This is a genomic window from Psychrobacter sp. PL19, assembly GCF_017875835.1.
GTDB lineage: Bacteria > Pseudomonadota > Gammaproteobacteria > Pseudomonadales > Moraxellaceae > Psychrobacter.
In genome coordinates this window covers 983,613-1,003,910 of the sequence record NZ_JAGING010000001.1, presented here as the reverse complement: position 1 = coordinate 1,003,910, position 20,298 = coordinate 983,613, and the positions used below count along the sequence as shown (strand labels likewise).

The window sequence follows — 20,298 nt, the reverse complement described above, 5'->3', positions numbered from 1 at the left end:
GATGATTAAGCCCACTAATAAAAAATACTAAGACAAGTAATGATAGCAACACTGCTAATATATCTACTTTACCTCCCTAGCATTCTAACGCTTTATGAATGCTGCTGAGACAATACGTCAGTAAGTAGTTGCTCATCAAAGTCGTTGGTTAACACCGCATTTCCTAGTGATTTTAACAAAATTAGACGGATTTGTCCGTGTTTTACTTTTTTATCATGGCCCATCAAGTTCAGGGCAGTTTGCACCGCGATAGGTGGCGGTGTAGTAGGCAAGTTAGCCAAGGTTAAAACGCGCTTAATGCGTGCCACTTCATCGACACGCAACCAGCCCATTTTTTGTGACAGCTCAGCCGCCTGTACCATACCTGCAGCGATCGCTTCACCATGTAGCCAATTTCCATAGCCCTCATGAGTTTCAATCACATGGCCAAAAGTATGACCAAAATTCAATAACGCTCTTACACCAGCTTCTCTTTCATCTTGTGCCACCACCGCAGCTTTATACTCACAACAGCGCTTCACCGCCTCGCCCAGTACAGTTAAATCTAAAGCCATCATCGCTGGTAAATGCTGCTCTAACCATGCTAAAAAATCCACGTCCATAATCAATGCGTATTTAACCACTTCAGCAAGTCCTGCCGATAGCTCACGTGCAGGCAGGGTTTGTAAGGTACTCATATCAGCAAGTACCATTTGCGGTTGCCAAAAAGCACCAATCATGTTTTTACCTTGCGGATGATTGATACCGGTTTTGCCACCGACGCTTGAGTCTACTTGCGACAATAAGGTGGTTGGAATTTGAATGAAATTGACCCCACGCATAAAACTTGCTGCCGCAAAACCTGTCATATCACCAATCACGCCGCCACCCAGTGCGATTAGCGTCACATCACGGTTGAAATACTGCGCCATCAGTTCATCATAAATCTGATTGATACTGGCTTGGTTCTTATGTTGCTCACCATCTGGCAGCACACAAACCCTGACTGTGAAATGCTCTGACAATTGCTCTTGTAGCGGCTGTAAATATAAAGGCGCAACCGTAACATTAGTAACAATTAATACCTGTTGACCTTTAATATAAGGCGCAACTTGCTCAGCCATAGTACTTGTTGCACTGCTGCTTTTTTCAGTAATGATAATTGGATAGTCATGACTTTGAGAATGCACTGTTAAGCCATCATGGAGCGGTGGGGTTGCCATGAAATATTCCTTAAGCATCGGTAATGGGGTAGCTTTAATAAAGTGATTTTAACTGAGGATCTTTGTTAATCCAGTTTATGGTTTCTTTAAAGTTATTCTTCAACATTTTGTGGGTCTATCATAGTAGGTACTGATCCACAAAATGATCCGAGCTGCTGCAATAATTGATTCACCATATGCCGGGGATAAGTATGGCCAGTAGGCATAATAATATGCGCTATCTGCCGGTACAATGGATCACGAACAATATAGAGCTCTTGTAGTATTTTTCTGGGATTAGGCTGCTGTAATAGTGGGCGTGACTTATCTTTAGCGGTGCGCACCATTTGTACATCAACTGGCGCGTTGAGATAAACGACTATACCACGTTGCTGCAAAAATCCACGATTGTCGGCACACATCACTGCACCGCCACCAGTCGCTAATACAATGTGCTTTTTTTGGGTCAGCTCATCTATAGCTCGGGTCTCGCGTTCACGAAAACCTACCTCGCCTTCTTTAGCGAATATCCACGCGATATCAGCGCCCGTTTGCGACTCGATATACCAATCACTGTCTACGAACGTGCGCCCTAACTGTTTGGCGAGCAATCGGCCAATGGTAGTCTTCCCTGCTCCCATCGGTCCTACTAAAAACACCGACGGCAATTCCTCAACCATAATACTCACTCAGCTAAATTAACTATCATACAACGTCATCAATATTCTGGCTAGTAATGAGCCACGATTATTATCAGTAAAAATTGACTCGTAATAAAAATCAGCTCAAAAAAAGCAAGCACATAGGCTTACTTTTTTATTCTACTAAACATCAACGGCCTCACATCAGTCTAAACGACTGACACCGTCATTAATGAGTTTGGGTGTCACGAATATCAGCAGCTCTTCCTTAGCATTATTGCGTACATCCCTGCGAAACGCACGGCCAATATAAGGTAAATCACCTAAAAACGGCACTTTATCTACCCCGTTATTGGTACGATTCTTAAAGACCCCACCAAGGACGATGGTCTGACCATCTTCTATAATGACATTGGTTGAGATAGAGTCTTCGGCGATAGCAACCTGATTGTTAATGATAGTTGGCGTGCCGTTGGTAATCACCAGTTTCAAACCAATTTTACCGTCAGGTGTAATATTTGGAGTCGCTTCTAAGCTCAACGCTGCTTCTTTAAAGCTAGTGGTGGTCGCGCCACTGGCTGAAGCCTCTTGAAATGGAATTTGTGTTCCAGAAGAGATTTTTGCTGTTTGTTTGTCTGCAGTCAAAATTTTGGGCGTGGAGATAACCTCACCGCGATTGTCCGCTTGTAGTGCTGATAATTCAAGATCTAGCATGACATCTGACAAGCTAAGAAGGCCAAATGCTATACTTCCTGCAGGGTTACTGACGCCAAGATCGACGTTTAAGTTGTCAGGACGAGTGATGTCGTATTTCGGATAAGACACCGTTTGACCGTTAACGGTCGTAGTCTCTATATCAAAATCTTTTAGGTCTGTTAAAGTTTGATTACTACCACCAACCAATAAGTTACGATTGGTAGCTGCACCATTAGATAAAATACCCCAACGTACCCCAATCTCTTTACTAAAGCTATCGGTGGCGCTGACAATGCGCGCTTCAATCATTACTTGGCGTACAGGGATGTCTATTTTGCTAACAAGTTTATGAATATTCTCAATACTTGCTGCCACATCCTTAATAATCAAAGTATTGGTACGATTATCGATGGTTACCGTACCCCGATTCGATAGCAGCGTATTATTGTCATCAAGACGATTGGTGGTCGTGCCAACACCACTATTACCAGCGGGTCCACTACCATCAGAAATGAGGTTCAGCACATCTGCCACTTTAGCGTAGCTCAAACGGATATACTCCGTTCGTAGCGGCTCAAAAGCTTGCACTGCTCGTTGAGCTTCTAGCTCCTGCGCTTCTTGTTGCGCAAGTTCAGTGGTTGGCGCAATTAAAATAACGTTGCCGTTCTCGCGTTTGTCCAAATTCTTACTTTTTAGAATAATATCAAGCGCTTGATCCCAAGGCACATTAATGAGGCGCAAAGTGATATTACCCGCTACCGAATCACTGGCGACGATATTCGTGTTAGTGAACTGCGCTAAAATATCTAAGACACTACGAACTTCAACATCTTGGAACTCCATAGATAATGCTTCACCGCTATAGACTTTTTCTTCAAGTGTCGGTTCACGTAGCAACTCAGGCTTACTGATAGCAATGTTGAGCTGATTGCCTGACTGGTAGGCTTGATACTCATAATCACTGGTCATATTAATAGTGACCACCGCATTTTGTCCCTGGTTTTTAGTATCAATACTAGTGACAAGACCACTATTAATATTCAGTCGACGTAATAAGTTCCGAGGCACCGTACTACCAGTCAGGCGCACTACTAGCTTATTACCTTGGCGTTGGACGTCCACTGGAATAGCTTCATTAGCAAGAACGATACTGACATTACCGCCACCATTACCGCCGCCATTACCCTCTGCTACAAAATTAAGCGCTGTCAAACCATCATAGCTATACTGCTTACTTACTTGCGAGGCGGCAAGTCTGGGATCTAATAGAGGATTAACCCGTACCACCATAGTATCAGCAGGCACTTGATTCTTAACGACCGTAGAATCAGATATAACAGGAGTAACTACCATGCTACTACTCTCAACAATTGGAGTGATCACTGTAGTAGTGGTTACCACCGTATTATTACTGGCGATGAACCGATTGGGATCGCTGATAGTGAGTAATAAATCATTACCATCAATAGCGGTAGTATACTTGCCCACTTGTTTTAGGCCGATAACAAGACGGGTAGTACTATCGTTGTTTAAGGAGGTAACGTCATTGATCATACCGATATTGTAGTCAGTAAAACGGCTGACCAGCCCATTTTGAACTTGTTTAAAATCTAGTACTAACCGGCTAGGATCCTCAAGCTGGTAGGCTGCAGGTAGAACCGGTGCGCCTGCAAACCCCAAACGCATCTGCGTGACTGCCGGTGCAGTTTGTATCACAGAGATATTATTGATACGCTGCTCGGCATAGGCGCTGCTGCTCATCGCCATCATACTCACAGCCAACGTAGATATGGTCAAGGTAGAGGATACGCAGTTGCTCATCATCATTATCTGGTTATTGCGTACGGTCATTATTTATTCCTCAAAAAATGTGCCGACCTAATTTATAGGAGAGACCAACGACTGGGGTCTTTCAATGAACCCTGCGCGGCTGTCTGGTACAATTTCAATCAAATTAATCTGGGTCGACGTAACTTCAACAATACGTCCGTCGTTTAAGCCAAGATAATCACCCACTTTAACACTAGCAACCGAACCATCAGGACGCTGCACTAATGCATATTGTTGGCCTTCAGGCGAAATTAACATACCACGAAAGGTCAGTTGCGATAGCTGGTACTGTTCGAGAGGTTCTTTGGTGCGCGTGATATCAGGGCGCACGCCATCAATAGAGGTAGTAGGACTTTGCACATTGACCAAACTTGGTGGCAAAAACGGGCTACGCAACATGTTAGCACTATAGACAAAGTCTTCTACCAGCTCAGATTTTGGTGGCGGTTCAATGGGCTGAGCAGGCTGGTTGCGTATATCAGCCATTGCCTGCTCTGCCATGCCAATACGATCGCTACAACCAGTCAGCGATAGGACAGTAACACTTAGCATCAGTAGCGTGGGCAATTTTCTGATAATCATCAGTTGCCTCCTGCAGTAGTGTCAGTCTCGCCGCCTTCAGGAGTGACTTCTTTTGAGCGGTAGGTCTTCGTCTGTAATACTAAATTGAGTTCCGGTAGGACATCTAAAGATGGCTGGGGATTACTGACTTCAAAATCATGCATGGTAATAATACGCGGTAACGCAGCAAGGCCACTAATAAAGTTACCAAATTGATGGTACTCCCCTAACGCCGCTATACGTATAGGCTGTTCAATAAAGAACTCATTTTCGATCTCAGCTTCTACAGAAATATCTTGAAAACGTATATTACTGCCGACCCCGGTCATATTAATGCCTTCTACCAGCTCTGACACGCGAGTGTCTTTTGGTAGCTGATCGAGTAAGGCATTGAACTCAGTTTCCATCTGTATGACTTGTGCTTGATAAGCCTCTAGATGGCGGGCGCGCGATTGTTTTTCACGGTAACTATCAAGCAGGGTTTGCTGCTCACTTTCAGCAGCTGTGATCTCATCGATTTTACTGCTAATCGGTAACGCCCATGACAACGCTGCAATGAGAGCAATGATGAAGCCAATCACTGTTATCTTAACGGATAGTGGCCAACTGCCATAGTTTTCGGTATCTAGTGACTCAAAGCTACGCCGAAACTCATTAAAATCAAACGACTTTTTAGTGCGTAAAGCGGCTTTGTTGGTTTTAACTGGGCTTTTTTTGCGGCTGAGTTTCATAGCTTACCTCCAAGCCCAGTGCTGCCATCAATATCAGCAGGTACGGCAGACTCAGACTGTACTTTTGTAGTCACCACGAACTGCACATAGCTGTCCTCAGGATAAATCGGACGCGGCTGCTCACCAGTCGTACCCCTCTCGTTAAGGGCAGGAGCAGTCTCATAAGCACTTATGTTTTGCTGAATATTACTGACTGCCGAATCACCCAGCCACTTACTGCTATCCAGATTACGAATCAAGCTTGATACAATGTTCGGATTGTCCGCCAAACCCGTTAGAGTCAATAAATCGCCTTCACGCTTGAGATTATTTAGATAAAGTGCAGGTGGTATGGCTTTGGCAAGGTCATCCCATAATCGAACAGGTACCGGACGTAAACCCTGCAAATCTTGGATAACCTGCATACGTGAGATAATATCTTCGCGGCGCTGCTCCAAACTATCAATATCGGTGAGCACAGTATCTAAGCGGCTATTTTCTTGTGTAATCAAAGCATTGGCAGCACGCTGCTCATCGAGCTCATTGTTAAAATAACTCCACGACGCAAAGGCGACTAATAACGCCAGTAAAGTAACGGCGACCACCAGGGTAATAAATTCTTTGTTGCGACGTTCGCGCTCTTCTTGTCGCCACGGTAACAGGTTAATACGAGCCATTAGTCAAAGCTCCTTAGCGCTAGACCGCAAGCAGCCATTAAACTTGGGGCATCAATTGCGAGCTGCTCACTATCCACCTGCGGACCGATAGTCATATTGATAAATGGATTGGCGACGCTGACAGTTACGCCCAGCTTCTGTTGTACCATACCGGCCAAACCTGGGATAGAACTGCTACCACCTGCGAGCACTACATGATCAATACTGCTATACTGACTCGAGGAAAAATAAAACTGCAACGAGCGGGTAATTTGTTGAATGGCATTTTCCATAAAAGGCGTTAGCACTTCAGGATAGTAGTCGTCAGGCAATGTGAGTTCACGCTTGCTAATGGTTGCTTCTTCAGAGGTTAGGCCATAGCGATTTTGTATCGCCTCGGTCAGCTGCGCACCACCAAATAACTGCTCGCGGCTGTAAACAAATTCACCGTTTTTAACGACATATAGAGTGGTTTGATTGTGTCCGATATCAACCAAGGCCACCAACTCCGACATATTTGGTAAATTATCTATCATCAATCCAAAAGCACGCTCAATAGCATGCGTCTCTATGTCCATAATTTTAGTTTGCAGACCCCCAAAAGTTAGGGCATCAACTCGTTGATCCACGTTTTCTGAGCGCGAAGCAGCCAACAGCACTTGTACCATGTCATCATTGATCAAAGAAGGGCCTAGGACTTCAAAATCCAAATTGACATCTTCGAGTGGATAAGGAATATATTGATCAGCGTCTAGGCGAATTTGGGCCTCGCGTTCAACATCATTGAGCACCATGTCCATATCTATGATTTTGGTAATCACTGCTGAGCCTGAGACCGCAGTTGCGGCATTGCTACCGACGACCTGACAACGCCGTGCTAAGTCGGCAATAATATTTCCTACTTCTTCAGTATCTACGATGAGTTTGTCGACTACCGCGCCTACAGGCAACGGTTCGATACCATATGATCTTAGATGAAACATCCCTTGCTGACGCTGTATATCAACCAATTTTACTGAGGTGGCACAGACATCCATCCCAATTAAATGTCTACTTTTAGAAGAAAATAGCCTCACAAACTCCATACCTTATGTGAAATGCAAAATTTGATAGTTAGTTGTAATATTTGAATACAATAAGTTACTCAATAGATAGACTAAAGTGTTTAAAGAATAAATCAAGGTCAATTACACATTTAGTATGACCTGCTTATTTTGTTCAAGGTATAATCATCTACTTGTTGCAAATCTTAATTAATAAGTCTTATTATGACCAAAAAAAATGCTATCGTTCGTCTCATTAACTTTTTGGTGGGGCTTTTCATTGCCTGTCTAGCACTGGCCGTGATCTTAGCACTGGCGGTACCTATCGGATTTTATGGTATGGCGATGTACATATCACCAACCCTACCTAGCATCCAAGAGATTAAGATTGCAAGTTTAGAAATGCCACTACAGATCTACAGCCGCGACAACAAACTGATTGGTCAGTATGGTAATCGTTTGTCCCTGCCCATCACTTTTGAAGAGATTCCTAGAGACCTAACCCATGCTTTTTTGGCGGCAGAAGATGCTTCCTTCTTTCAGCATAGCGGTATTAGTATAAAAGGCTTGGGTCGTGCGGTTACCGAAGTGGTTACTGATGATGATAGCCAAACCGGCGGCTCAACGATTACGATGCAGGTGGCCAAGAACTATTTTTTGAGCCCAGATCGCACCTTAAATCGCAAGCTTACTGAGCTGTTTTTGGCCCGTAAAATAGAAGACGAGCTGAGCAAAAATGATATTTTGACTCTCTATGTCAATAAAATTTACTTAGGTGAAGGGGCCTATGGTGTCCGCGCCGCTGCTAAAAAATATTATAGCAAGTCCTTGGATAGCCTTACTATTGCTGAAGTAGCCATGCTGGCAGGTCTGCCAAAAGCCCCTTCGAAGTATAACCCCGTTGCCAATCCTAGCCGCGCACTTATTCGGCGTAACTGGATTATTGGTCGCATGCATGAACTTGGTTATATCAGTAAAGCTCAACATGATGAAGCCATTAACTCCCCAGTTGGTATTAATCTATACCAAGAAAAGCTGGATGTTAATATGCCGTATTTGGCAGAAATGGCCCGTTATGCACTGGTTAGCCGTTATGGTAAGCAAGTAATGAATGGTGGGTGGCGAGTACGTACTACAGTAGATAGCAAAGCTCAGTCAGATGCGGAAGCCGCTATACTAACAGGGCTGGTCGCTTATGATCATCGTCATGGCTGGCGTGGTCCTGAAGCCAATGACGAACCGCTTGAAAATTTCCGCCGTTACGCCAACATGTCTCCTGCCAAAGTCACCAAAATCAATTCTCGCAGTTTTGAGGCGACCATACTCTCTGGTGAAAGTGTGACCGTTAGTTGGTCAGGTATGAGCTGGGCACGCAAACATTTTTCGGCGGATCGAATCGGTTACTATCCCAATAATGCCGGGCAAATCGTCAGTGAGAACGACATTATTCGATTGATACCAACCGCTAACGGTAACTGGCAGTTGGCACAAATACCTGATATACAGGGTAGCTTAGTTTCTCTAAATCCTGAAAATGGTGCAGTCAACGCTTTAGTTGGTGGTTTTGACTTTAACCACAGTAAATTTAACCGGGCACTGCAAGGTTGGCGGCAGCCAGGTTCAACCATTAAACCACTGGTCTACACTAGTGCGCTAGAAAAAGGCTACCGTCCCGATAGTATTGTCTCAGATCGTCCTCTTCAGGTAGGTGATTGGAAGCCTAAGAACTCTGATGGCCGTTTTTTAGGGGACATTACCTTGCGCCGTGGCCTATATCTGTCTCGTAATCTGGTCTCTATTCGTTTACTGCAAGCCATTGGTATTTCAGATGCTCGCAACTTATTAGATCAGTTTGGTTTGGATAAAGAAAAGCTACCAACAACGCTGTCATTGGCGCTTGGTACTGGACAAGCAACCCCGCTACAAATGGCCACCGCCTATGCGACCTTTGCCAATGGTGGCCACCGTATTCAACCTTATTTTATTGAACAAATTTATAACTATGATAATAAGTTGTTGTTCCAAGCCAATCCACAGCAGGCTTGTGCTTTATGCTTTAATGAGCAAATCGATAAGCGCAACCAAACTCTAATTGAAGAGCGTGACAACCTTATTGAAGCAGAAAAATTAGCTGCTGAAGAACAGAAGTTAGAAAATAGTGAAGGTCAAGAACCAGCTAATGCTCAACAGAACAATAAGGCTATTAATCTAAGTCTCTATGATGCCAGTCCAGCAGCAGATCGTTTAAAAGCACCAACGGTGCAGTATATACCTGCCACTCAAGCACCGAGAATCCTAAAACCACAAGTGGCTTATGATATGGCAGATATTTTAAGAGATGTGGTGCAACGTGGTACTGCTGTTCGTGCCCAGGCTTTAGGACGTGATGACATTGGTGGCAAAACTGGTACGACTAACGACGCTAAAGATGCTTGGTTTGCAGGGTTTCATCCTACCAATGCTACTGTCGTATGGATGGGCTTTGATCGACCATCAACCCTTGGTCGCCGTGAATATGGTGGTGTGGCAGCGTTACCGGTATGGATAGACTTTATGAAAGCCCAACTCAAAGACACTCCGTATCAATGGGTATCAATCAGTAACCGTGCCAAGTCAAAAAAACAACAGCAACAAGTAATAGAAATGACTGACGATGGTATTGTCACTCGTGATAATGGAGAAGGTAATGAGAGTGCCGCCGCAAAGCTGGTTAAACCGACAGCTCAACAACGCAGAGCGCCTGAACCCAAACCTACTGCAGAGTCGGATAATTCAGAAAAGCCAGAGCAGACAAAACCTACTAGTGAGACTAGTGTTCCGAAGAACCTATTAACCCCAACTCCGGCCAAACGCATGCCACCAATGCCAGAATAAGCTAATATAGTCAATGAAAAGTAATATCGAGACATAACCTACTGCTGGCATACGTTTTTCTTGCTTGCTGTGCCTACGCAGACAGAGGCTGCAAAAAGCTTATATCAGCAGTACCCTAGCGTTTTTAAGGTATTTTAACCATAGTATGCAAGTCGGCTTTTAAAATTCCACCATACCTGCGCGCAGTTGCTCAATAAGCTCTAAAAATTGCTGCCGCCATTCACGTATCGTTGCGTCATCCGGTAACCATTGATTCGACAAAGTAACCACGTTAACGATCAAATCTTGTGACTCCTTCCCAGCCGTACTAACACTCTCATCGACTGAATTATCAGGCAAGACCGCGTATAAACAACGTTGGTAAGCACGTTCTATATTCGCTAAGAACCCTTGCTGTTGTAATTGCTGTAGGCGCTGTACTTCTGGTGAGACTTGCGTACGCTCGCTAAGTGCTTGCTCGATATCTGCTAAGGTTGGCGCTGTCATGGTTAAGCCATAAAAATGCCCTAATTCTTGTAAGAATGCTAAAAAAGACCCGTGTAAATGAAAGATGGCGGTCTCACATTGGGCTTGATAATGCTGCTTATCATTACTACTGCCTGCAGCTTGACAGGCTAAACGACAGAAATAGAGCTTTTGATTGGTACGATCCGCCTGATATTTGGCAACGCGAGTTTTACCTGCCATACGCCTTTTATCCTTATATTAATGATGAGCTCATATTAATCAAAAACAGCCACGACTTATAAAGCTGATTTTTTAGTGTACTATTTTCTTGGCTATAATGACGATTTTTTTCACTTTTTTAAGGGTATAAAAAAGCCAGCGACGAGGCTGGCTTTTTTATATCATGCTTACTGTTCGGCTTGAGCCTATCTAAATTAACGTAGAGTTATTCAGACTGGCTGCCTTGATTCAACTCTTGAGCAAAGGCTTCATCAAAGCTAGAGAAGTCTTTACTATCGCTGTTAGCAGTTGTCATATCAAATGCTGCATTAATATCTTTGTCATGTAGTTTCTGTTCTGCTTTTTCTTTACGCGCTTTATGATAGGCAAGACCAGTACCAGCAGGAATCAAACGACCAACAACTACGTTTTCTTTGAGACCGCGTAGCTCATCCACTTTACCTGTAACGGCAGCAGCAGTTAGGACACGGGTAGTTTCTTGGAAAGATGCCGCTGAGATAAAGCTCTCAGTCGCTAGACTAGCCTTAGTAATACCAAGCAATTGACGCTCATACTGGATTGGGAATTTATCTTCTGCAACCAGCTTAGTATTCATTGCTTTTAAATCAGCATACTCAACCTGATCACCTTTGAAGTGGCTTGAGTCGCCACCATCGGTGATTTCAACTTTACGCAACATCTGACGAATAATAACTTCGATGTGCTTGTCGTTGATTTTCACACCTTGCAAGCGGTAGACATCTTGTACTTCGTTAACGATGTAGTCAGCAAGTGCCGTTTGGCCTTTCAGACGCAGGATATCATGTGGGTTTTGTGGACCATCAGCGATCACTTCACCGCGCGCTACCGTCTCGTTTTCAAAGACGTTAATTTGACGCCATTTTGGAATCAGCTCTTCATGAATCTCACCGTCTTCATTGGTGATAATAAAGCGATTTTTGCCTTTGGTTTCTTTACCGAAGCTCACGACACCAGTCATTTCTGCCATGATAGCGTGATCTTTTGGACGACGTGCTTCGAACAAATCAGCAACCCGTGGTAGGCCACCGGTAATATCTTTAGTACCTGAAGACGCTTGTGGTACGCGGCCCAGAATTGAACCTGCAGCCACTTCTTCACCATCGCCAACTCGAATGATAGTTTCAGCAGGTAAGAAGTAAACCACTTCTTTGCCAGCGTCAGTATTCAAGATAATAGCTGGACGTAAGTCTTTTGCTGAACTTGAACGGTCACGATTGGCAAGAATCTCAAACGAGCTCATACCAGTGGCATCATCAACTTTTACAGTCGCTGTCAGACCATCGGTAATATCACTGAAGCGTGCTTTACCCGCAAATTCAGTAATAATAGGATGCGTGTGCGGATCCCATTTAGCGATAGTTTGACCACCTTCAACATGATCTTCGCTTTTCACTAATACGCTTGAGCCATAAGGTACTTTATAACGCTCACGCTCGCGACCTAACTCATCGGTTAATGCGATTTCCGCTGAGCGCGATACGATAACCAAATGGCCATCAATATGCTCAACGGTTTTCATATTTTCAAAATGTACTTGGCCACCATTACGGACAGAGATGCTGTTGTCCACAGAAGCTGAGCTCGCTGCCCCGCCCACGTGGAAAGTACGCATGGTTAACTGGGTACCGGGCTCACCGATAGACTGGGCTGCCATAACACCGACTGACTCGCCGATATTAACTTTATGACCACGGGCCAAGTCACGACCATAGCACTGTGAGCAAACGCCATGGGCGATGTCACAAGTAATCACTGAACGTACCCAGATATCATCAATCGCATTGTCATCGAGTACATCAACCCAATGCTCATCAATCAAGGTACCGACTGGTATCAAGATTTTATCGACGTTATCGTTATAAGTCACATCACGAGCGGTCACACGGCCTAATACCAAGTCGCCAAGCTTTTCAATGATCTCGCCACCTTGAATGTGCGGCGTCATGAGCAAGCCTTGGTCCGTACCACAGTCATCACTAGTGATAACCAAATCTTGTGCCACGTCAACCAAACGACGGGTTAGATAACCTGAGTTAGCCGTTTTCAATGCGGTATCAGCTAGACCTTTACGCGCGCCATGAGTCGAGATGAAGTACTGAAGTACGGTCAAGCCTTCACGGAAGTTGGCTTTAATCGGGGTCTCAATAATTGAGCCATCCGGCTTGGCCATCAAACCACGCATACCCGCTAACTGACGAATCTGTGCGGCACTACCACGAGCACCAGAATCTGACATGATAAAGATAGAGTTAAAAGACTTCTGTTCTTCTTTTTCACCCTTGGCATTAATAACAGTATCAATGGCCAGGTTATCCATCATCGCTTTAGCGACTTTGTCATTAGTACGTGACCAGATATCGACTACTTTATTATAGCGCTCACCAGCAGTCACAAAACCTTGCTCGAATTGATCTTCAATTTCACGAACTTCAGCTTCAGCAACTTCGATGATTTGTTTTTTCATCGGCGGAATAACCATGTCATCTAGACCAATCGATACCCCAGATAGTGTTGCTTGTGCGAAACCAAGATACATTAATTGGTCAGCGAACATAACACTGTCTTTAACACCCATCTTACGATAGCAAGAGTTAATCAAGCGCGAGATATTTTTCTTAGTCATCTCTTGATTACACTCTTCAAACGCCATACCTACCGGCATGATGTTCCAGATTAACAGGCGACCGGCAACCGTATCTTTGATGCTGATCTCTTTAGTGTGATTGCCTTCTTCATCGATATGGGTTTCAGTAACCCGCACTCTGATTTTGGCGTTCACATGTAAATCGTTAGAGCCGATCGCACGCAATGCTTCATTGACGGTGGCAAAAATCATGCCTTCGCCTTGCGCGTTCACTGATGAGCGGCTAATGTAATACAGACCTAATACCACATCTTGTGATGGTACGATGATTGGATCACCATTAGCAGGTGACAAGATGTTATTGGTAGACATCATCAAGGCACGTGATTCAAGCTGCGCTTCTAGAGTCAATGGCACATGAACCGCCATTTGGTCCCCATCAAAGTCAGCGTTAAAGGCAGTACAAACCAGCGGATGCAACTGGATCGCTTTTCCTTCGATTAATACTGGCTCAAATGCTTGCAAGCCCAAACGGTGAAGCGTTGGCGCACGGTTAAGAAGTACTGGATGCTCACGAATAACCATCGCTAGCATATCCCACACTTGTGGCTCTTCACGTTCGACCATTTTCTTGGCCGCTTTAATCGTGGTTGCCAAGCCGTGTGATAACAGCTTGTTGTAAGTAAAGGGTTTGAATAGCTCAAGTGCCATTTTCTTCGGCAAACCACACTGATGCAAACGCAGCGTTGGACCAACTACGATGACCGAACGGCCAGAGTAATCCACACGTTTACCCAACAAGTTTTGGCGGAAACGACCTTGTTTACCCTTGATCATATCAGCCAAAGATTTCAACGGGCGTTTATTACTACCAGTAATCGCGCGACCACGACGACCGTTATCAAGCAAGGCATCCACTGATTCTTGTAGCATACGTTTTTCGTTACGCACAATGATATCAGGGGCACTTAGCTCAAGTAAACGCTTCAGACGGTTGTTACGGTTAATAACGCGACGATAGAGATCGTTTAGATCTGAGGTTGCAAAACGTCCGCCTTCTAGTGGTACGAGCGGGCGTAAATCTGGTGGTAATACTGGCAAGATGGTCATCACCATCCATTCAGGTTTATTATTGGAATCACGGAAGGCTTCTAATAATTTCAGACGCTTAGACATCTTTTTAAGCTTAGTCTCAGAACCTGTTTGCGGAATGGCTTCACGCAGCTCATCAATCTCAAGATCTAAGTCGATATCTTTTAACAGATCGCGTACGGCTTCGGCACCCATCTTAGCAACGAATTCATCGCCGAATTCTTCTAGCGCTCTGAAATAATCTTCATCATCAAGCAATTGATACTTTTCTAAGCTGGTCAAACCTGGCTCAGTAACGATGTAGCTTTCAAAATAAAGAACCCGCTCGATATCACGCAAGGTCATATCAAGTAATAAACCAATACGGCTGGGTAATGATTTTAAGAACCAAATATGCGCAACCGGACTGGCTAGGTCAATATGACCCATGCGATCACGGCGTACTTTAGCAGTAGTGACTTCAACGCCACATTTTTCACAGATAACGCCTTGGAATTTACGACGCTTATACTTACCGCATAGACATTCAAAGTCTTTTACCGGTCCAAAAATTTTGGCACAAAATAGACCGTCACGCTCAGGCTTAAAGGTACGATAGTTAATGGTTTCAGGTTTTTTAACTTCACCATGCGACCATGACTTAATAACGTCAGGTGAGGCTAGAGTAATTTGAATACTATCAAACTCATGGTTACCATTGCTGGTAGGGCTTTGCATGATATCGAGTAAATCTTTCAAGTTGCTTCTCCGTTATCTTTATAATCATCTGTCAGTGTCAGGCCAATGAACTATTAGTGCCATATAACACAGCGCTGACAAAATGAATGAAGGCAATGAATAGGGTTGAGATAAATGGCTAAAAGCAGCAGCGATGGGCCATGCTGCTTTTAGCTAACCATTAAGGTTACTGACTGGCTGAATTAATGTTAATTCAGCCAGATATTCTTAATGGGTTTGTTTTAGCTCAATATTGATACCCAATGATTTGATTTCTTTGGTCAATACGTTAAACGATTCAGGCATACCTGGATCCATACTTTGCTCGCCATCAACGATGTTTTTGTACATACGAGTACGACCTTCAACGTCATCCGACTTCACCGTTAGCATTTCTTGCAAGGTGTAAGTCGCACCATAAGCTTCTAGTGCCCACACTTCCATCTCACCAAAACGCTGACCACCGAACTGAGCTTTACCACCGAGCGGCTGCTGCGTAACTAAAGAGTACGAACCGGTTGAACGCGCATGCATCTTGTCATCAACCAAATGGTTAAGCTTGAGCATATACATGTAGCCGACGGTTACTTGACGATCAAACTTCTGACCAGTACGGCCATCATATAAAGTCTGCTGACCATCTCTTGACAGACCAGCAAGCTCTAGCAAGTCTTTGACTTGATGCTCATGCGCGCCATCAAATACCGCAGTACCCATTGGCACACCGCCACGTAAGTTGCCTGCTAGCGTTATGATCTCATCATCAGTTAAGCTATCAAGATCTACGCTTTCGCCACCAACTTTGTTATAGATTTGGTCTAAGAAATCACGCAGCTCTGTGATTGCTGCTTGAGCTTTGAGCATGCCATCAATTTTCTCACCCAAGCCTTTGGCTGCCATTCCTAAATGGGTCTCTAGTACCTGACCGATGTTCATGCGTGATGGTACGCCTAGCGGATTCAGTACGATATCTACCGTGTTGCCATGCTCATCATACGGCATATCTTCGACCGGCATGATACGTGATACCACCCCTTTGTTACCATGACGACCCGCCATTTTATCACCAGGCTGGATGCGACGTTTTACGGCCAGATAAACTTTAACGATTTTTTGTACGCCATGCGCTAAATCATCGCCAGAAGTTAATTTGCGTTTTTTCTCAGCAAACTTGCTATCGATATCTTTTTGCTTGTCGACTAAATATTCGGCAATCTGGGTTAGACGCTCAGAAATTTCTTCTTCGACCGGTTGAATATCAAGTAAAGTCTCAAGACTCATATCTTTCATATCAACAGCGGCCATAACGGTACCCGCTTTCAGGCCAGAACCACCGCTGACTTTTTGGCCATCGAGTAGATTACCAATACGTCCACGGGCTGCTGCTTCAAAGATACGCAGCTCTTCTTTCAAATCTTTACGGTAGCTATCGAGCTGTGATTTTTCAATCGCTTTGGCGCGAGCATCTTTTTCGACGCCGTCACGGGTAAAGACTTGTACGTCAATAACCGTACCTTTGCTAGATGTTGGTACACGTAGTGAGGTGTCTTTAACATCAGCGGCTTTTTCACCAAAGATGGCCCGGAGCAATTTCTCTTCTGGCGTTAGTTGGGTTTCACCTTTTGGCGTCACTTTACCCACTAAAATATCACCAGAATCTACTTCAGCACCGATATAAACGATACCGGCTTCATCAAGACTTGATAAAGCGGCTTCACCAACGTTTGGAATATCGCCAGTAATCTCTTCCGTACCAAGCTTGGTATCACGTGCCACACAAGTCAATTCTTGAATATGAATAGTGGTGAAACGATCTTCTTTGACCACTTTTTCAGACAGCAAGATTGAATCTTCAAAGTTATAACCATTCCACGGCATAAATGCGATGCGGATATTTTGACCCAATGCCAACTCACCAAGATCTGTTGAAGGACCATCAGCTAAAATGTCACCGGTGGCGATATCATCACCTTGGTTAACAATAATACGTTGGTTGATACAAGTATTTTGGTTAGAACGGGTATATTTAATCAAGTTATAGATATCAATACCGGCTTCACCAGCAATCATCTCATCTTCATTAACGCGTACCACAATACGTGAGGCATCAACATCTTCAATCACACCGCCACGCTTAGCGATTACACAGACACCAGAGTCACGCGCAACATGGCGCTCCATACCAGTACCTACTAGCGGCTTATCAGCACGTAGAGTAGGAACGGCCTGACGCTGCATGTTCGAGCCCATTAAGGCACGGTTAGCATCATCATGCTCCAAGAATGGAATTAAGCCTGCTGCTACCGATACCACCTGACTTGGTGACACATCCATATGGGTCACTTTTTCGGGTGGCATACGGACAAATTCGCCGTAGCTACGAACGCTGACCATCTCATCGCTCAATAGGCCATCTTCGGTCATTGGGGAGTCAGCCTGTGCAATCACAGTACCCACTTCTTCAATCGCTGACAGATATTCGATGGTATCAGTCACTTTACCATCGACCACTTGGCGATAAGGGGTTTCTAAGAAACCAAAACTGTTAGTCTTAGCAAAGATGGCTAATGAGTTAATCAAGCCAATGTTTGGACCTTCAGGGGTCTCAATCGGACAGACACGACCATAATGAGTGTCATGTACGTCACGTACTTCAAAGCCTGCACGTTCACGAGTCAAACCACCAGGTCCTAGTGCTGATACACGGCGTTTATGGGTAATCTCAGACAACGGGTTGTTCTGATCCATAAACTGTGACAACTGGCTTGAACCAAAGAATTCTTTAACCGCAGCCGCGACGGGCTTAGAGTTAATCAAATCTTGTGGTGATAAGTTATCTGATTCCGCTGAGCTTAAGCGCTCTTTGACCGCACGTTCAACCCGTACTAGGCCAACACGGAATTGGTTTTCTGCCATCTCGCCAACTGAACGAATACGGCGGTTACCTAAGTGATCAATATCATCGACTTCACCGCGACCATTACGAATCTCAATCAGCTCTTTGAGCACATTGACGATATCACCGTTGGTCAAAACACTGCGCGCACGCTGAATATCAGGGTCGGCAGTATCATCAAACGCTAAGCCTAAACGGCGGTTAAATTTCATACGGCCGACATTAGATAAGTCATAGCGATCAGCGTTAAAGAACATGCTATCGAAGAGCTTCTCAGCGGTATCAACCGTTGGTGGCTCACCTGGACGCATAACTTTATAAATCTCAATTAGCGCTTCTTCACGGCTTGAGGTACTATCAGCGCGTAAGGTATCGGCAATATAACTGCCTTGATCAATATCATTGGTGAATAGAATGCTGATTTCTTTGATAGATTCACTGGCTTCAAACGAGCTTAATTTGACCAACAATTCATGGTCAATAAGCGTGTTGGCTTTAGCGATGACTTCATCATTAACGATGATATCTTCTGCTAAAATACGCTCATATAGGTATTCATCAGGTACCGAAATCTTAGTCATACCCGCTTCTTCAAGCTGACGGATACGGCGAGCATTAATACGTTTGCCTTGCTCAACGACCACATCGCCTGCAGGGGTTACAATGTCAAACTGTGCCATTTCACCGCGTAGGCGGTCAGCAACCAGATCAATCTCAAACTGCTCTTCGCCTCTATAAACGGCTACTTTTTCAAAGAACAGATCTAAGATTTCAGAGGTACTTAGGCCTAGTGCACGTAGAATAATAGAGGCCAATAGCTTGCGACGACGGTCAATACGGGCAAAGACTAAATCTTTAGCATCAAATTCAAAGTCTAACCAAGAACCACGGTAAGGAATAATGCGGGCGTTATACAGTACTTTACCACTTGAATGTGATTTGCCTTTGTCATGGTCAAAGAACACACCGGGTGAGCGATGTAGCTGAGATACGATAACCCGTTCAGTACCATTAATAATAAAGGTACCGTTATTGGTCATTAATGGCATCTCACCCATGTAGACGCTTTGCTCACGGATATCTTTAATGGCTGCTTTACTGTCTTTATCTTTGCTGTCTTTATCTTTGATAATTAAGCGGATTTTGACCCGCATTGGTGCTGCGAAAGTTGAGCCGCGTAGAATACACTCACGCTCATCAAACTCAGGGGTACCTAGGTAGTATTCAACGAATTGTAGCTCTGCGTTACCAGAGTGACTTTCGATAGGGAAAATAGAGGAATACGCAGCTTGCAGACCGGTATTCTCACGAGCTTTTGGCTTTTTGTGCTCTTGCAAAAAGTGCTCGTAGGAATCTACTTGGATAGACAGTAAATAGGGAATGTCCATCACAGTAGGTAATTCAGCAAAACTTTTGCGAATACGCTTTTTTTCAGTATAAGAATATGCCATCGAGAGTCCTTACAGTAAACGTGAAAACAAATTAAAAGCGCGGCTAGCATGCATAAATACTATGCAGACTTAGCGACGTAAACGATAATAAAAGAAACGGTTGTTAATGCTTAGCTCATTATACTGAGCAACTAGTACGTACTTATCAATGAATGTGCATTCAACACATCATGTTTAGTCTTAAAAGCAACACCTAGGTACGATGATATGAATGCTGACATTGAAAATTTCAATGTTATACATTTTTAAATATCGTATCCTCAGATGCTGCCGTTTGAATAGTAATGATTCAATCTGTAACTTGGCTTAAGTTGCCATTAATAACGGCAATGGATCATGTATATGGGCTATTTATAATCCTAAGTAATATCGTCGCTGATATCTACCGTCTATGAGCCCATTTACTGACAGTGAAATCATGCTAGACTACTGGGGACCAATAGCTTTTAGAATTAATAATAATTGGGATGACTATAAATTTTAGAATCAATATGAGCGATAATGTTAATAGGAAAGTATATAGACGCAAAAAATTGCCAAACATCCATCTATTGACGTTTAGCCTAAATTAATCTGGTTTCAAAAACTTGGATGTGTGCTTGCATGTATATCGTCTGTCCTTTTGATGGGTATCCACCGCGCTAATGCATACGTAAGT

The 20,298-nt window shown here is 44.0% G+C and carries 11 protein-coding genes; 1 reads left to right on the top strand and 10 read right to left on the bottom strand.

Features of this window, described 5'->3' with window-relative positions; all coding sequences use genetic code 11:
• Positions 1 to 92: 92 nt before the first annotated feature.
• The 7 genes from aroB to H4W00_RS04030 all read right to left on the bottom strand — a co-directional run bounded on the left by aroB (position 93) and on the right by H4W00_RS04030 (position 7,360).
• On the bottom strand, positions 93 to 1,202 hold the full coding sequence (gene aroB, locus H4W00_RS04060; protein ID WP_209956352.1) for a 3-dehydroquinate synthase: 1,110 nt from the start codon (positions 1,200 to 1,202) through the stop codon (positions 93 to 95).
• Positions 1,203 to 1,294: 92 nt separating this feature from the next.
• On the bottom strand, positions 1,295 to 1,861 hold the full coding sequence (aroK, locus tag H4W00_RS04055; RefSeq protein ID WP_209956351.1) for a shikimate kinase AroK: 567 nt from the start codon (positions 1,859 to 1,861) through the stop codon (positions 1,295 to 1,297).
• A 165-nt stretch (positions 1,862 to 2,026) separates the two neighbouring features.
• Entirely contained in the window at positions 2,027 to 4,369 is a 2,343-nt protein-coding gene (gene pilQ / locus H4W00_RS04050; RefSeq protein ID WP_209956350.1) for a type IV pilus secretin PilQ, read from the bottom strand.
• A 27-nt stretch (positions 4,370 to 4,396) separates the two neighbouring features.
• Entirely contained in the window at positions 4,397 to 4,930 is a 534-nt protein-coding gene (locus H4W00_RS04045) for a pilus assembly protein PilP (RefSeq protein WP_209956349.1), read from the bottom strand.
• The gene (locus H4W00_RS04040; RefSeq protein WP_209956348.1) at positions 4,930 to 5,640 is read right to left on the bottom strand and encodes a type 4a pilus biogenesis protein PilO; all 711 of its coding nucleotides are present in this window, start codon (positions 5,638 to 5,640) and stop codon (positions 4,930 to 4,932) included. Before H4W00_RS04040 ends, H4W00_RS04045 begins: the two co-directional genes overlap by 1 nt.
• Positions 5,637 to 6,296: a PilN domain-containing protein gene (locus H4W00_RS04035; RefSeq protein WP_209956347.1), complete on the bottom strand. Its 660-nt coding sequence runs from the start codon at positions 6,294 to 6,296 to the stop codon at positions 5,637 to 5,639. Before H4W00_RS04035 ends, H4W00_RS04040 begins: the two co-directional genes overlap by 4 nt.
• Positions 6,296 to 7,360, bottom strand: a complete 1,065-nt coding sequence (locus H4W00_RS04030; RefSeq protein ID WP_209956346.1) for a pilus assembly protein PilM — start codon at positions 7,358 to 7,360, stop codon at positions 6,296 to 6,298. The genes H4W00_RS04035 and H4W00_RS04030 overlap by 1 nt, the downstream gene beginning before the upstream one ends.
• A gap of 183 nt (positions 7,361 to 7,543) precedes the next feature.
• Between H4W00_RS04030 and H4W00_RS04025 the strand changes: the two genes are divergently transcribed.
• Positions 7,544 to 10,192: a penicillin-binding protein 1A gene (locus tag H4W00_RS04025; RefSeq protein WP_209956345.1), complete on the top strand. Its 2,649-nt coding sequence runs from the start codon at positions 7,544 to 7,546 to the stop codon at positions 10,190 to 10,192.
• Between the two features lie 159 nt (positions 10,193 to 10,351).
• Here H4W00_RS04025 and H4W00_RS04020 read toward each other — a convergent pair whose 3' ends face one another.
• From H4W00_RS04020 to rpoB, 3 genes are all read right to left on the bottom strand, one after another.
• Positions 10,352 to 10,879, bottom strand: a complete 528-nt coding sequence (locus H4W00_RS04020; RefSeq protein ID WP_209956344.1) for a DUF6586 family protein — start codon at positions 10,877 to 10,879, stop codon at positions 10,352 to 10,354.
• 205 nt (positions 10,880 to 11,084) lie between these two features.
• A complete protein-coding gene (rpoC, locus tag H4W00_RS04015; protein ID WP_209956343.1) occupies positions 11,085 to 15,314 on the bottom strand; it encodes a DNA-directed RNA polymerase subunit beta' in 4,230 nt (1,409 codons plus the stop codon).
• A gap of 207 nt (positions 15,315 to 15,521) precedes the next feature.
• Positions 15,522 to 19,640, bottom strand: a complete 4,119-nt coding sequence (rpoB, locus tag H4W00_RS04010) for a DNA-directed RNA polymerase subunit beta (RefSeq protein ID WP_209956342.1) — start codon at positions 19,638 to 19,640, stop codon at positions 15,522 to 15,524.
• Positions 19,641 to 20,298: the final 658 nt, after the last annotated feature.

Bases quoted from the DNA above. Each gene is read 5' to 3' on its own strand.
- aroB (WP_209956352.1), bottom strand. From the start codon at position 1,202: ATGGCAACCCCACCGCTCCATGATGGCTTAACAGTGCATTCTCAAAGT.
- aroK (WP_209956351.1), bottom strand. From the start codon at position 1,861: ATGGTTGAGGAATTGCCGTCGGTGTTTTTAGTAGGACCGATGGGAGCA.
- H4W00_RS04035 (WP_209956347.1), bottom strand. From the start codon at position 6,296: ATGGCTCGTATTAACCTGTTACCGTGGCGACAAGAAGAGCGCGAACGT.
- rpoB (WP_209956342.1), bottom strand. From the start codon at position 19,640: ATGGCATATTCTTATACTGAAAAAAAGCGTATTCGCAAAAGTTTTGCT.
- H4W00_RS04040 (WP_209956348.1), bottom strand. From the start codon at position 5,640: ATGAAACTCAGCCGCAAAAAAAGCCCAGTTAAAACCAACAAAGCCGCT.
- H4W00_RS04020 (WP_209956344.1), bottom strand. From the start codon at position 10,879: ATGGCAGGTAAAACTCGCGTTGCCAAATATCAGGCGGATCGTACCAAT.
- H4W00_RS04030 (WP_209956346.1), bottom strand. From the start codon at position 7,360: ATGGAGTTTGTGAGGCTATTTTCTTCTAAAAGTAGACATTTAATTGGG.
- pilQ (WP_209956350.1), bottom strand. From the start codon at position 4,369: ATGACCGTACGCAATAACCAGATAATGATGATGAGCAACTGCGTATCC.
- H4W00_RS04045 (WP_209956349.1), bottom strand. From the start codon at position 4,930: ATGATTATCAGAAAATTGCCCACGCTACTGATGCTAAGTGTTACTGTC.
- H4W00_RS04025 (WP_209956345.1), top strand. From the start codon at position 7,544: ATGACCAAAAAAAATGCTATCGTTCGTCTCATTAACTTTTTGGTGGGG.